The sequence below is a fragment of the Paenarthrobacter sp. Y-19 genome (assembly GCF_029223985.1).
Classification (GTDB): Bacteria; Actinomycetota; Actinomycetes; order Actinomycetales; family Micrococcaceae; genus Arthrobacter; species Arthrobacter nicotinovorans.
This window is the reverse complement of record NZ_CP119414.1, coordinates 272,715-285,721: the sequence shown is the minus strand read 5'-3', so window position 1 is coordinate 285,721 and position 13,007 is coordinate 272,715. Positions and strand designations below refer to the sequence as shown.

At 63.2% G+C, this 13,007-nt stretch carries 11 protein-coding genes; 6 read left to right on the top strand and 5 right to left on the bottom strand.

Annotated elements, in window-relative coordinates:
- The first annotated feature begins 18 nt into the window (after positions 1-18).
- Positions 19-792: a class I SAM-dependent methyltransferase gene (locus PYR64_RS01390; protein WP_193590852.1), complete on the top strand. Its 774-nt coding sequence runs from the start codon at positions 19-21 to the stop codon at positions 790-792.
- Positions 793-1,063: 271 nt separating this feature from the next.
- Here PYR64_RS01390 and PYR64_RS01385 read toward each other — a convergent pair whose 3' ends face one another.
- Both PYR64_RS01385 and PYR64_RS01380 read right to left on the bottom strand, forming a co-directional pair.
- Positions 1,064-1,474: a hypothetical protein gene (locus tag PYR64_RS01385; RefSeq protein ID WP_275777864.1), complete on the bottom strand. Its 411-nt coding sequence runs from the start codon at positions 1,472-1,474 to the stop codon at positions 1,064-1,066.
- Between the two features lie 360 nt (positions 1,475-1,834).
- Positions 1,835-2,389, bottom strand: coding sequence for a hypothetical protein (locus PYR64_RS01380; protein WP_275777863.1), 555 nt, complete (start codon positions 2,387-2,389; stop codon positions 1,835-1,837).
- Between the two features lie 227 nt (positions 2,390-2,616).
- Here PYR64_RS01380 and PYR64_RS01375 point away from each other — a divergent pair, with 227 nt between their 5' ends.
- On the top strand, positions 2,617-2,994 hold the full coding sequence (locus PYR64_RS01375; protein WP_275777862.1) for a hypothetical protein: 378 nt from the start codon (positions 2,617-2,619) through the stop codon (positions 2,992-2,994).
- 209 nt (positions 2,995-3,203) lie between these two features.
- On the opposite strand, the gene PYR64_RS01370 is transcribed toward PYR64_RS01375, so the two are convergent.
- Positions 3,204-4,718, bottom strand: coding sequence for an XRE family transcriptional regulator (locus PYR64_RS01370; RefSeq protein ID WP_020608529.1), 1,515 nt, complete (start codon positions 4,716-4,718; stop codon positions 3,204-3,206).
- Positions 4,719-4,873: 155 nt separating this feature from the next.
- On the opposite strand from PYR64_RS01370, the gene aceA reads away from it, so the two are divergent.
- Both aceA and aceB read left to right on the top strand, forming a co-directional pair.
- A complete protein-coding gene (gene aceA / locus PYR64_RS01365) occupies positions 4,874-6,205 on the top strand; it encodes an isocitrate lyase (RefSeq protein WP_275777861.1) in 1,332 nt (443 codons plus the stop codon).
- 256 nt (positions 6,206-6,461) lie between these two features.
- Positions 6,462-8,114 carry a malate synthase A gene (gene aceB / locus PYR64_RS01360; RefSeq protein ID WP_079581590.1) on the top strand — a complete coding sequence of 551 codons (1,653 nt, stop codon included), beginning with the start codon at positions 6,462-6,464 and terminating at the stop codon, positions 8,112-8,114.
- 232 nt (positions 8,115-8,346) lie between these two features.
- Here the strand turns inward: aceB and PYR64_RS01355 are convergent, their stop codons facing one another.
- Positions 8,347-9,540, bottom strand: coding sequence for an MFS transporter (locus PYR64_RS01355; protein WP_110504932.1), 1,194 nt, complete (start codon positions 9,538-9,540; stop codon positions 8,347-8,349).
- Between the two features lie 85 nt (positions 9,541-9,625).
- The gene (locus tag PYR64_RS01350; protein ID WP_018778039.1) at positions 9,626-10,843 is read right to left on the bottom strand and encodes an ROK family transcriptional regulator; all 1,218 of its coding nucleotides are present in this window, start codon (positions 10,841-10,843) and stop codon (positions 9,626-9,628) included.
- A gap of 201 nt (positions 10,844-11,044) precedes the next feature.
- Between PYR64_RS01350 and PYR64_RS01345 the strand changes: the two genes are divergently transcribed.
- Entirely contained in the window at positions 11,045-12,136 is a 1,092-nt protein-coding gene (locus PYR64_RS01345) for a Gfo/Idh/MocA family oxidoreductase (RefSeq protein WP_275777860.1), read from the top strand.
- Positions 12,133-12,945 carry a hypothetical protein gene (locus PYR64_RS01340; RefSeq protein WP_275777859.1) on the top strand — a complete coding sequence of 271 codons (813 nt, stop codon included), beginning with the start codon at positions 12,133-12,135 and terminating at the stop codon, positions 12,943-12,945. Before PYR64_RS01345 ends, PYR64_RS01340 begins: the two co-directional genes overlap by 4 nt.
- The last annotated feature ends 62 nt before the right edge of the window (positions 12,946-13,007 follow it).

Here is a 13,007-nt window from a genome sequence, read left to right as displayed (position 1 = left end):
TCGTGAGAACATCATTGAGTGACCGACAGTACTTCGCTTGAACTGCCGCCCCTGTACGAGTCCTTGACCTGGCTTACCCCGCTCTCCGAAGAACGTGCTGCACACCTTGTGGCATTCCTGACCGACCCGGCGCCGGCTGAGGTTCTGGACATGGGGTGCGGATGGGGTGAACTGCTTCTTCGGGTCTTGGACTCGGCCCCGCAGGCTCGTGGACGCGGAGTGGACAGTGCTTCCGTGTTCATCAACCGGGCCAGGCAACAAGCCTTGGCTCGTGCACTGCTTGAGAGAGTGACTTTTGATTCAGTGCCCGGGCTGGAAGCCCAGGATCGGCCCGCAGACGCGGTCATCTGCATCGGTGCGAGCCAGATCTGGGGACCGCCGGTAGAGGACGCGCAGCCGCTTGACTACGCCGCAGCCCTGCGGGCCCTTCGGGCTTTGGTGCTGCCCGGCGGAAGGCTCGTCTATGGCGAGGCAATCTGGTCAGCAGCACCTCATCCCGCGGCCACCGCACCACTCGCTGGGCGTGATGACGAGTACCTGACAGAACATGCGCTACGCGATCAGATCAGGGCTGCTGGTTTCGAGGTAGTGGACCACGACCAGGCAAGCGTTCAGGAGTGGGACGTCTTTGAGGCCGGGTATCGCGACAGGTTCACCCGCTGGCTGGAAGCACATGATGCCGACCACCCCGCGGCAGAGCACGTCCGCGCGAGACATGAGGAACAGCGCGCTGCATATGAAGAAGGCTACCGAGGCGTGCTAGGGATGGCGTATTTCTGCTTACGGGGTTAGAAGTCCAGCAGACTGACGAGCAAGTCCATGCGTTCTGTGGCGGGAAGATCATCAACCGGATCTTGCCCAATCATCGACAACAGGGTCTGAGTTCATCCGTGCGGCCGCTGACCTGTCAGGCGTCCAAGTCCATGTTGGATGCCCGTCGATTACGGGCGCAACGTATCGATACCTGATCATGCAGTCCACGAGTAAGTATCCCTGGAGCCTCCAGCGATAGCATGCCGAATTCGACACCCCGCCCCGGTGAAGATTCCGGGTGTGCAATGATTCAGGTCATGGGGAACACGTTGAAGACGTTCTTCTTACTCTTCACGCCCCAGAGGCGCACTGATCCGTCCGCCCTCATAACAGCCACAGACTGTTGTACTTTCAAGATGTCAACGTCTTTTGGGTAGTCCTCTTTGGTGTGCGCGGCAAACTCTGCGGCGAATCGCTGGTTGATGAGGGGTGCAAGCTCTTTCTGCTTCCGCCACCCGTAAATGGAAAATGCCACGAACAGCGCGAATGAGATGAGCCTTAGGCTGAACCACGGAAGGTCCGGGACATCCGAACCCCCGAAAGAATCGATACCCCACAGAATCCAGAACACCAGGAAGGAAGCTGTGGCCAAGGTGCTGGCCGTTCTCGTTCTTTTAGCCTCGGGAAAGGCAACTGTAAAAGCGGTGTTGCCTTCATTCATAAGACGCCCCCGTATCGCCAAAAGACTCTGACGATAGAGTAACGCGGCGGGAGCCGGAATGCAGCACAGCTTGTCTACGCCCAGTTGAACTTGGTCACTTGGCCGCATCCCGGCCGGTAGATGTGTCCGGGTAACGATCTTTCACCGGACGCCGGGAGCCCCGTTGAGTGTTGTGCCTGACTCCAGCTGGGGAACGCTTTCGTCGTGGAGGATCACCGCAACGACGGTCTCGGTAGCATGCTCCGCAACGGGATCCTTCACGGTGCACCTTCCTACTGCCTCGTTGTGCAGTTTTTTCCAGGCTTCGATGAAGTCCGCAATCAAGTTTTGCCCACCCGACGCTTCCCTTAGCAGACGCCTTTAGATCCACCGGCCCTCTGCCAGGTCAGACCAGAACTCGATGCGATGCGGGGATGATTTTCGGTCAGCAGTGTTGAAGAACTCTCTTTGAAAGTAGGAGGCGAGATCGCTGCCGTAGTAGATCACATCAGTTTGATACACGGAAAAAACCGGGCTGCCGGCGAGTGCAGGAGCTGCGGGCATGAAACGGTGCGAATAGATCGGGACGAGGACAGGCACCGCGCGCAATCGCTGACGTGCCGCTGGGAGGGCTTCCTCAACTTCGGTTGGCCGCTCGCCCCATTCCTCAGGCCAGAAAGCACTCTCCCGAACGTCAAACAACACGCCATCGCGCGGCCAGTCGAGCCTCTTCTGAATTCCGACGGGGTCGCCCAGCCAATCAACCCAGCCAGGGCCTATAGGCATCGCCAGACTCAAAAACCGCGCATGATCAGGACTGAACTCGAACGAGAACTGCTCTTCAACATCCTCGAGCTGCCATGGCGATAAGCCCGGAGCCAGAGGAACCTTCGCCGCATAAAGCACCTCTAGGGCTTCTTCAACAAGAGAACTCACGCAATAAATCTAGCCGGAGGGTTACTCGTTCCAGTTCAACACGTCACGCTGCCAGTCGTGGTTCGAGTGCCGTCATGTATCTAGAAATTACTGCGACGGACTTCCGGAATGTCCACGGCAGTAATGCTCCCGCAAGCATCGGTCCCTTAACGGACGCCGAGAAGTGTGAATGACTTCCAGCCAGTTGGGATGATTTCCGCGGTTAGTGGACCGAAGGGGGAACTTCCGTGGTGTCGCAGGATCAAATACGCGAAGCGCTCTATGACCCCATACAGTTGCGTCGTCCATTAGCCGAGTTGTCAGCTCGATTGTTGACGTTTGAATGGTCCTCCCAAGAGGAGCTAGCCACTGCTTTCGCTCAGGATATCGGCCACGCCCTTGACGAATTCTGGGCTGGGAAGATCAGTGCAGATGATCTTTGCGCATGGGCGGAGGAGCTGCAGGGACGCGAAGATATTGCACTGAACCCGCAGGAACGCGATTTCTTGGCAGATGCACTCTTCCAGCTGTCCACGCCCGAGCTTTGCGGTCCCGCCGATGACGTGGGCTTACCACGTCTTCACACGTTCAGCAGCGGGACCACCGCGAACCTGGTGCGCGATTGATCAAAAGCTGGTCACCCTGCCACCTCTTTAGCATTGAGGACAAACCATTCCAACTAGTCGCCCGCATGGCAGCGGAGACTCCGATTCCGAACGCTGCTGAGCAAGCGTCACCCCCAAACACCCGGAACGTGAGCAAGCGTCACCCCCAAACACCCGGAACGTGAGCGAGCGTCCAGCCAAAACACGCGGGACGTGATAGAGCGTGGACGTCAGCGCTCGGAGTGCGCCGCCAGGAAGGAGTAGACCTCGGTCTCGTCCACGCCCGGGAACGCGCCCGGAGGCATGGCGGCAAGCAGGTGCGAGTGGGCCCGGGCGGAAGGCCATGCGTTGCCGGCCCACTCGTTCGCCAGCGAGGCAGGCGGCCGCTTGCAGCAGTTCGGGTCCGGGCAGTTCGAGGTTGCACGGGCAGTCGTCTCCCGGCCGCGGAACCACTTCACGTGCTGGTAGGGCACCCCGATGCTCAAAGAAAATTCACCGGCTGCCGAGCGCTCCGTCCGGGCCGTGCACCAGTACGTGCCGGACGGCGTATCCGTGTACTGGCTGTAGGCGCTGAACTTGTCCGGCACATCGAAAACGGCCCGGGATGTCCACGCTTTGCACGACGGTTGGCCCTCGATCGCCCCGGTGTGGTCCTGCGGGAAGGTCACGCCATCGTTCTCGTAGGCCTTGTAGATGATGCCCGACTGGTGGGTTTTCTGAAAGTGCGTGGTGATGCCCAGGTGCTTGGTGGCCAGGTTCGTGAACCGGTGCGCGGCGGTCTCGTAGGACACAGCGAAGGCGTCGCGGATGTCCTCCACAGCGATTTCCTTGGCGGCCTTGGCCTTTTGGAGGAACTCCACCGTGGCCTGCTCCGGCAGCAGCAATGCCGCAGCGAAGTAGTTAGTGGCCACCCGCTGCGCCAGGAAGTCCCCATAGTTCCGCGGAGTTTCATGCCCCAGGACATAGTGACCCAGCGCCTGAAGCAGGACTGAGCGGGGGTCGTGATCCTGGCGCTGGTTCTGCGTCAGATAAATTCTGCGGTTCTTCAAATCGGTCACGGACCGCGTCGAGTGCGGCAGATCGCCCACGTGATGGAGGGAGAAACCAAGGTTCTCGGCGATGTCAGCAATGACGTGCTGGCTGAGCGGACCGGTGGTGTACCCGACCCCTTTGAGGACCTTCTGTGCCTCGGCTTCATACTCGGGGAAATAGTTACCGCGCTCACGCATCATGGCACGCAACTCGCCGTTCGCGCGGCGGGCCTCTTCAGGCGTCGCGACTTGCTCGTTAAGTTTGCGTTCGAGTTCCTGAAGCAGCCCCACCTGCGACTCCAGAACATCCAGCGGAAGCCGCGAGCTGATGCGGATTTTGGGCAGGTTCAGCGACTCGTAGAGCGGTCCGCGCTGGTACCGTTCCAGCTCGATTTCCAGGGCCGCGCGACGGCTTGGCGGCTCCGCCCCGAGCAGTTGGTCGATGCTCACGTTGAGGGACGCAGCGAGCTGCTGAAGCAACCCCAGTTTGGGTTCGCGCTTGCCGTTTTCGATCAGGCTCAGCTGGCTTGGCGCGGTCCCGACGGCGGCACTCAGGTCATCGAGCGTCAGCCCCGCCTGCTTGCGCAGATGGCGCACGCGGCGGCCAAGGCTGATGACGTCCAGTTCGGGGGACGCAGGGGACAACGACGGCGACGCGACTTCGCGATTCCAGCTCACAGGCGACATTTCTTGAGAATACGCGAAGAAGTGCATTTCTTTCCATAGTTTTCCTCTAGCAACCCTCTTGGAAGTGCAGAAAAGTAGGTCTTACGAAAAAGAAATACAGACCCGGGTAAGCCGGCCGATGCAGCAAAGGTGCAGCGGAGGCCGGCCCGGGGAGCCCCGCTTGGATTATTAGGAGACATGCAATGACCGCATCGTTTGAACCAGCAGAACAGCACTCCGCACAGGAGACAGCAAGCGAGCAGGCAGCAGCGCTGGAACTCGAATGGTCCGCCAACCCGCGGTGGGAAGGCGTCACCCGTGATTACTCGGCTTCCGACGTTGTCCGCCTCCGTGGCCGCGTCTCCGAAGAGCACACCCTGGCCCGCCGCGGTTCCGAGAAGCTCTGGAAGCAGCTCACCGAGGAAGCTCCCACCGGCGGCTACACCAACGCCCTGGGCGCACTGACCGGTAACCAGGCTGTGCAGCAGGTCAAGGCCGGCCTCCGCGCCATCTACCTCTCCGGCTGGCAGGTGGCCGCCGACGCCAACCTGTCGGGCCAGACCTACCCGGACCAGTCCCTGTACCCGGCCAACTCGGTGCCGCAGGTTGTCCGCCGCATCAACAACGCGCTGCTCCGTGCGGACCAGATCGAGTATGCCGAAGGCGTCAAGACCGTCGAAGACTGGCTGGTCCCGATCGTCGCGGACGCCGAAGCAGGCTTTGGTGGCCCGCTGAACGCCTACGAGCTTATGAAATCCATGATTACCGCAGGTGCCTCGGGCGTTCACTGGGAAGACCAGCTCGCTTCGGAAAAGAAGTGCGGCCACCTGGGCGGCAAGGTGCTGATCCCCACCCAGCAGCACATCCGGACCCTGAACGCAGCCCGCCTGGCAGCCGACGTCGCCGGTACCCCGACGGTGGTCATCGCCCGCACCGACGCCGAAGCAGCAACCCTGATCACCTCCGACGTTGACGAGCGCGACCAGGAATTCATCACCGGCGAACGTACCGCTGAGGGCTTCTACAAAGTCCGCAACGGCATCGAACCCTGCATCGCCCGTGCCAAGGCCTACGCACCGTACTCCGACCTCATCTGGATGGAGACCGGCACCCCGGACCTGGAGCTGGCCCGCAAGTTCGCCGAATCGGTCAAGGCCGAGTTCCCGGACCAGATGCTCTCCTACAACTGCTCCCCGTCCTTCAACTGGCGCAAGCACCTGGACGACACCACGATCGCCAAGTTCCAGCGCGAACTCGGTGCCATGGGCTTCACGTTCCAGTTCATCACTTTGGCCGGCTTCCACGCTCTGAACTACTCGATGTTCGACCTCGCCCACGGTTACGCCCGTGAAGGTATGAGCGCCTACGTCGAGCTCCAGGAGAAGGAATTCGCTTCCGAGTCCCGCGGCTACACCGCCACCAAGCACCAGCGCGAAGTCGGCACCGGCTACTTCGACGACATCGCAACCGCGCTCAACCCGAACGCATCCACCCTCGCACTGGTCGGATCGACCGAAGAGGGCCAATTCCACTAACCAAACGCCCAAAGGTGAGCTGTTCGCTGCGCTCACCGGAAGGCACGACGGCGATTGTCGCCCGAGCGTGAACGCACCGGCTTGGCGGGGGAACCCGGAAGCGTGCGTAAAAGGGGCCCTGTCCCGGCCGCCGGCCGAGCCCCGCGAGGCCATGCGGCCGGGATGGGGAATAGCACGCGGAGGGTTTCCCCCTCCAACCTGGCCCGCTCATGCAACTGCCGCCGTCGAACATTTGCTTCTCATAGGAGAGATTGAAATGAACAGCTTCACTGACAACTTCACTATCAATGGCATCACTTTGACCGCTCAGCCCATTTGCCGGCAGAACGAGGTCCTCACGCCGGACGCTTTGGAGTTCATCGGCCAACTGCACCGGGCTACGGCTGATCGTCGTCAGGAGCTGATGCAGGCACGGCATGCCCGCCGTGGGCAGATCGCCGCCGGTCAGGATCCGCGGTTCCGCCCGGAAACTGAGGGTATCCGGAATGATCCGTCCTGGCGGGTCGCTCCCCCGGCACCGGGACTGGAGGACCGCCGTGTTGAGATCACGGGTCCGGTGGACAAGAAGATGACCATCAACGCGCTGAACTCCGGTGCGAAGGTGTGGCTGGCCGACATGGAGGACTCCTCCACGCCGACGTGGCGCAACGTCATCCAGGGCCAGCTGAACCTGACCGACGCGTTGGAGCGCCGGATCGATTTCACCTCTCCCGAGGGCAAGGAATACAAGCTCAAGGCGGCCGAGGATCTGCCCACCATCGTGGTCCGTCCCCGTGGCTGGCACCTGCCGGAGAAGCACATGCTGATTGACGGCAAACCCATCGCCGGCGGAATCGTGGACTTCGGACTGTTCTTCTTCCACAACGCCCGCCGCTTGCTGGCGCAGGGCAAAGGCCCATACTTCTACCTGCCCAAGATCGAGAACCACCTCGAGGCACGGCTGTGGAACGACATCTTTGTCCTGGCCCAGGATCTGCTCGGCATCCCGCAGGGCACCATCCGCGCCACGGTGTTGATCGAGACCATCACGGCAGCGTTCGAGATGGAAGAGATCCTCTACGAACTGCGGGACCACGCAGCTGGTTTGAACGCCGGCCGCTGGGACTACATCTTCTCCCTGATCAAGAACTTCCGGACCCGCGGACCGCGTTTCGTGCTCCCGGACCGCGGCCAGGTGACCATGACCCAGCCGTTCATGCGGGCCTACACCGAGCAACTGGTCCGGGCCTGCCACCGCCGCGGTGCCATGGCGATCGGTGGCATGGCTGCCGCTGTTCCCAACCGCAAGGACGAGGCCGCCAACACCGCCTCGTTCGAGAAGGTCCGTGCGGACAAGACCCGTGAAGCCAACGACGGTTTCGACGGCTCCTGGGTTGCCCACCCGGACCTGGTGCCGGTGTGCCGCGAAGTGTTCGACTCAGTTCTCGGAGACCGCCCCAACCAGCTGGACCGTTCCCGCGAGGACGTCACCCCGGATGACCGTGCGCTGATCGACATCTCCACCACCGAGGGCACCATCACGGAGGCCGGGGTACGCCTGAACATCGAGGTAGGCATCCGCTACATCGAGTCCTGGCTGCGGGGCAACGGCGCTGTCGCCATCCACAACCTCATGGAGGACGCCGCCACCGCCGAAATTTCGCGGTCCCAGCTGTGGCAGTGGATCCACTCCCACGCCATCACTGACCAGGGCGACATCATCAGCCGTGAATGGGTAGAGGACATGTTGGACGAGGAATTCGCCCGCCTGGAACGCTTCGATGGGGATCGCTTTGCAGATGCCCGCGCCATCTTCGAGGAAGTCACCCTGGCTGAGGAATTCCCCACCTTCCTGACCATTCCCGCCTACGCCCGTTTCCTCACCGAGGCCCGTGAAGAGGCCACGGAAGAGGAACTCGTCGCCGCCTAGCTGCACTGTACTGGTCGTCGACACGCCAAGCCCCGACGCTGGGCTGCCTGCACTCTTCGCAACAAGTGACCCCGATGGTCGGGGAGGCAGCCCAGCAACGGGGCTTTTCCATGCTCAAGGCCCTCCGGATTCGATGGTTCGCTGCACACCATGCCGTGCGCACGGCATCCTGTGCAGCGAACCCCCGAATCAGCCGCTGGAGGGGCCCAGCGGCCCGGAGCGGCCCGGCCCCTTAGCGCTGCCGGGCCACCCAGCGCACGGACAACGTCGTGCACACACAGAACGCGAGCACCGATCCGAGGATCACGAAGAGCGGACCCGTCCAGCCGTCGGTAACACTGTGCACGTATCCGACAACGGTGGGCGCCAAGGCAGCAAAACAGTAGCCAACACCCTGGACCACGGCGGACATCTTCCCTGCGGCGGCCTGCGAGCGGGCGAACTTGATGATCGCAATGAAGATCACCGTAATTCCACCACCCTGGGCAACGCCTCCCAGCGAGGACCACAACCACCAGAAGCCCGGGGCCAGCAACAAGCCAACGGGAACGGTCAGCCACATCGCACTCAAGGTGACCGCAACCGTCGTCGTACTGGTGAAACGGGCCAGGAGCGGGACGCCCAGGCCGCCCACAATCGCGAAGATCTGGAAGAGTGAGGAGCCCGCGCCGGCCTCGGCCGTGCCCATGGCGAGTTCGTCGGACAGGAAGCTTGGCAGCCACGCGGTGACGCCGTAGTAGGAGAACGCCTGGCCGGCGAAGCCGAGCGTCAGGCCGACGGTCAACCAGCCCACCCCCGCAACGGGTCCCGAACCTGAAGGGACGGCAGCCTCAACCGCGGCTGGGACAAAGGCCCGGCGCGTACCCACTGTGGGCACCCAAAACAGGATTGCCGCCAAGGCCAGCAGCGCGCTGGCAGCCAAGGAAAGCCGCCACCCCACCAGCTCGGCCAGCGGAGCCGTGGCCACTGAGGTGAGGAACGAACCGATGTTCAGGGCCGCGGTGTAGACGCCCATCGCTGTCGCTTGCCGGCGGGGAGCGAAGTCGCGGCGGATGATCAGCGGCACGGCGATGTTGCCGATGGTGATGGCCACGCCAATGACCACTGTGCCGGCCATGACCAGGGCCCCACCGCCGCTGGAACGGATCACCACACCGGCCAGCACGCCGAGCAACGTGAGCATGACGGCGAATTCGGCGCCCAGTCGGCGTCCGGCCAACGAAGCCAACGGCGAAGCCAGGGAGAAGCAGAGCACGGGGATGCCTGTCAGCAGTCCGAGTTCAACCGGGGAGAAGCCAAGGTCCTGTCGGAGCAGATCCACTACGGGCGCCACGGCGACGAACGGTCCGCGCATGTTCAAGGCAATCAGCCCTATGCAGGCGAGGATCAGCCAGCCTCGGGGAACTTTGGCGAGGAACTGGCTCATGGTGCGGACCGGAAAGGGACAGGAAGCGTTTTCATCAGTTTCATTGCTATCACGCCCCCGGCCGCCCCACGGCATCCATGAAGGCCTAGCCCGTCGCTTGGAGTGTGGCCTCAATCACCGCAGGCGAGAGAACGTACTGGGTCACCATCTGGCTGGCACCCAGGATCGCGGAGCGGTCTCCGGCCATGGAAATGCCGATCCGAAGATGCGTGGTGGCCAACGGCAACGATCGCCGGTAGACCACTTCGCGGATTCCCGCCACAAGGTGTTCGCCTGCCTCCCCCACGCTGCCGCCAATGATGATCATGGAGGGGTTGAGCAGGTTGACCACGGTTGCCAGGACATCTCCGACATCGCGTCCGGCCTGTCGCAGCGCCTGGATAGCCTGGAGGTTTCCCTCGCCCACGAGCCGCAGGACATCGGCGCCGTTGGTGGCTTCCAGCCCCTGCGTTTGCAGTTGATGCGCGACGGCGGGACCGGAGGCGAGCGCTTCAAGGCACCCGTAGTTGCCGCAGCGGCAGAGGACGTCGTCGCCACGTGGCACCCGGACGTGGCCGAGGTCGCCGGCGGTGCCGTTGGCACCCCGCTGCAGCTCACCACTGCTGATGATGCCCGCACCGATGCCGGTGGCCACCTTGATGAACAGGAAGTTGTCGTGGTCCGGCCAGTAGGCGGTCCGCTCCCCCAGGGCCATGATGTTGACGTCGTTGTCCACCAGTACGGGAACAGGCAGCGAGCGCTGAACGTAAGTGACGACGTCGAATCCGTCCCAGCCCGGCATGATCGGCGGCTTCACGGGCCGCCCCGTGTCATGCTCCACGGGCCCGGGGAGGCCGATGCCTATCCCGGCGAGGTCGCCCGGTTCCCGTCCGGCTTCGGCAAGCAGCTCCCGGCCTGCTGAAACCACGCGGCCCAGCACTACCTCGGGACCGTCGGCGACTTCCTGTCCCAGCCGGCGCTCCGCCAGGATGCTGCCCCCGAGGTCGGTGACGGCAACAATCACGTGGGTCGCTCCGACGTCGACCGCCAGCACGACGCGCGCGGCCGGGTTGAAGGCAAAGCGCGACGGCGGCCTGCCGCCGCTGGAGCTTGCCTCACCGGCCGGGCCGACCAGCCCGGAGTTGATCAGGGCGTCGATGCGGGAAGCGACGGTTGAGCGGGCAAGTCCGGTGGTGAGGGCAAGTTCGGCGCGTGTCCGGGCTTGGCCGTCGCGGAGAAGTTGGAAGAGATCGCCAGCGCGCGACAGGTTGCCGGCCTCTAAGACCATGGTGTTTCCGGCGTCGTTTCCGGGTGCTGGAGTCATGCATTTAGTGAAGCACGATTGCTTATGCATGTCATGCAATGAAAGTTTGTCGGCCATATTTCAACTTTTGCTTGACGATCGACAAAAGTCCCCCTAGGTTGTGATGAGCAGCACATCACGACGCTCGATGTCAGGGATCCACAGCATCGATCCCTCCCGTTCCGCTCATGCGCCAGTCCGCTTACGAAGAGGTAACTGAACTTGTCCAGCCCTACAGACGCCACCCGAATCCTGAATGTTGGCATCCTCGGCGCCGGCCCGGTCACCCAGGCCATCCACCTGCCATCCTTGGCGCGGTTGGGCCACATCCTGTCTGTCCGCCACATCATGGATGTCGACCCCAAGGTGGCTGAGTCCGTTGCCGCCCGCGTTGGCGCCACCCACAGCACCAGCATCGACGCCCTTCTGGGTGACCCGGACGTGGACATCGTGGCCATCTGCAGCCCCCACCAGTTCCACGCCGAGCAGGTCATCGCAGCATGCCACGCCGGCAAGAAGGCTGTCCTTTGCGAGAAGCCCTTCGCCATGAACGCCGAAGAAGCTGCCCGCATCTCCGCCGTCAGCGCGGCAACCGGAGTACCGATCATCGTGGGCGCCATGCACACCTTCGATCCCGGCTGGCTCGCCGCCCGGAACAACTGGGGCGAGCTTCCGGAGAAGGCACACACGATCCGTTCCTCCATCGTCCTCCCGCCCAACTCACGGTTTGAGGACTTTGCCACAGAGATCATCACCCGTCCCGCCGGCGGTGCCCCCGACTACTCGGACCCCGAGGTCATCAAAGGCGCACTCCGCGGCGGGGTCATGGGGCTCGCCATCCACGACCTCCCCTTGATCCGCAGGTTCACGCCGGACTTCAAGGACATCGAAGTGCTTGAAGCACGCCATGTCCGCCCGTTCGGCTACGTCATCTCCCTCCGGACCCCCACCCGGACCATTGAGCTCCGCGCAGCCATGAACAACACCTGGAAGCCCGAATGGAGCTTCGAAGCCCTGTCCGACGACGAGTCCCTCCGCATCGACTTCACCCCGTCGTACGTCCAGGCCGGCTCAGCGGTGGCAACGTTCTCCCGCGGGTCGCAGAAAACCATCCTTGGCCCCTTTGAGCACAACGGTTACGAAGGGGAATGGCGCGAACTCGCGGCCCTCGCCGCCGGCACCAAGCAGCCGCCGTCGGCCCAAACCCTGATTGACGACCTCACGTTCGCGCTGGACATCGCCGAGGCCACGGTGGCCACCCTTGATCGCCGGACGGCAGTACAGCCCGCAGTCTCCGAAGGAGTCCACGCATGAGCGCCGCCGCCTTCGAGCACTACACAGTCCAGGCCACACCCGAGGCGCAGAAAGCAGGCGCCGTTGCCTTGGCAGTGGCTTCCCTGCCCGAATCGTTCTGCCCGACCGCGGATGAAAACAGCGCCGACGTCCAGGTCATCGCCGGACAGCCCGACTGGACCCGGCACGCCGTGGAAGCCATCAGTGCGGGAGCCCGCGGCATCGTGGTGGTCAACCCTTCACCCGAAAACGTCAACGAGCTCACAGAGACGGCAGCACGGCACAATTCGGCCGTGGTCCTCGACCAACGTTGGGCGTCCAACCCGGCCACCGCGGCAGCCGAGGACGCAGTCCGGTCCATGGCCGGCCGCGCCGTAGTCCTCGACGTCGTCGCCACCGCTCCGGTGGGAACCGACAGCGGCGCGTTGCTCGCGGACCAACTTGCCGCCGTCGTGCGTCTCACCGGACCGTTGGGAAACCTCAGGCTCCTGGACCGCAGGCCGCACGGCTACACCGCGACGGCGGTACTCGCCAACGGCGCACCGGTGGCCCTGCAGGGCATCCTTTCCAACGCCCGGGCCGCAAGCGTCACCGTCACCATGCTGACGGACGACGGCGGCGCCGCCGTTTCGCTGCCGGATCCGGTGGCTGCCTGGCCGGCCACCGTGAAAGTCACCGGTCCACACGGTGAACTGCTTCTGCCAACGATCTACGAATCCGCTCACCGCGCCACCTGGCGCCGGCTCAAGGAACACCTCGACGCCGGCACCCTCCCCTCGGATCTGCAGCAGTTCGCTGCGGTTTCGGAATCCATCGCAACCCTCACCTGAAACACCAGCACCTCCGTTCCACCAGCCATTCAGTATCCGTTGCCCTACTCAAAGTTGAGCTG

Bases quoted from the DNA above. Each gene is read 5' to 3' on its own strand.
- PYR64_RS01340 (WP_275777859.1), top strand. From the start codon at position 12,133: ATGAGCGCCGCCGCCTTCGAGCACTACACAGTCCAGGCCACACCCGAG.
- PYR64_RS01350 (WP_018778039.1), bottom strand. From the start codon at position 10,843: ATGACTCCAGCACCCGGAAACGACGCCGGAAACACCATGGTCTTAGAG.
- PYR64_RS01370 (WP_020608529.1), bottom strand. From the start codon at position 4,718: ATGCACTTCTTCGCGTATTCTCAAGAAATGTCGCCTGTGAGCTGGAAT.
- PYR64_RS01385 (WP_275777864.1), bottom strand. From the start codon at position 1,474: ATGAATGAAGGCAACACCGCTTTTACAGTTGCCTTTCCCGAGGCTAAA.
- aceA (WP_275777861.1), top strand. From the start codon at position 4,874: ATGACCGCATCGTTTGAACCAGCAGAACAGCACTCCGCACAGGAGACA.
- aceB (WP_079581590.1), top strand. From the start codon at position 6,462: ATGAACAGCTTCACTGACAACTTCACTATCAATGGCATCACTTTGACC.
- PYR64_RS01355 (WP_110504932.1), bottom strand. From the start codon at position 9,540: ATGAGCCAGTTCCTCGCCAAAGTTCCCCGAGGCTGGCTGATCCTCGCC.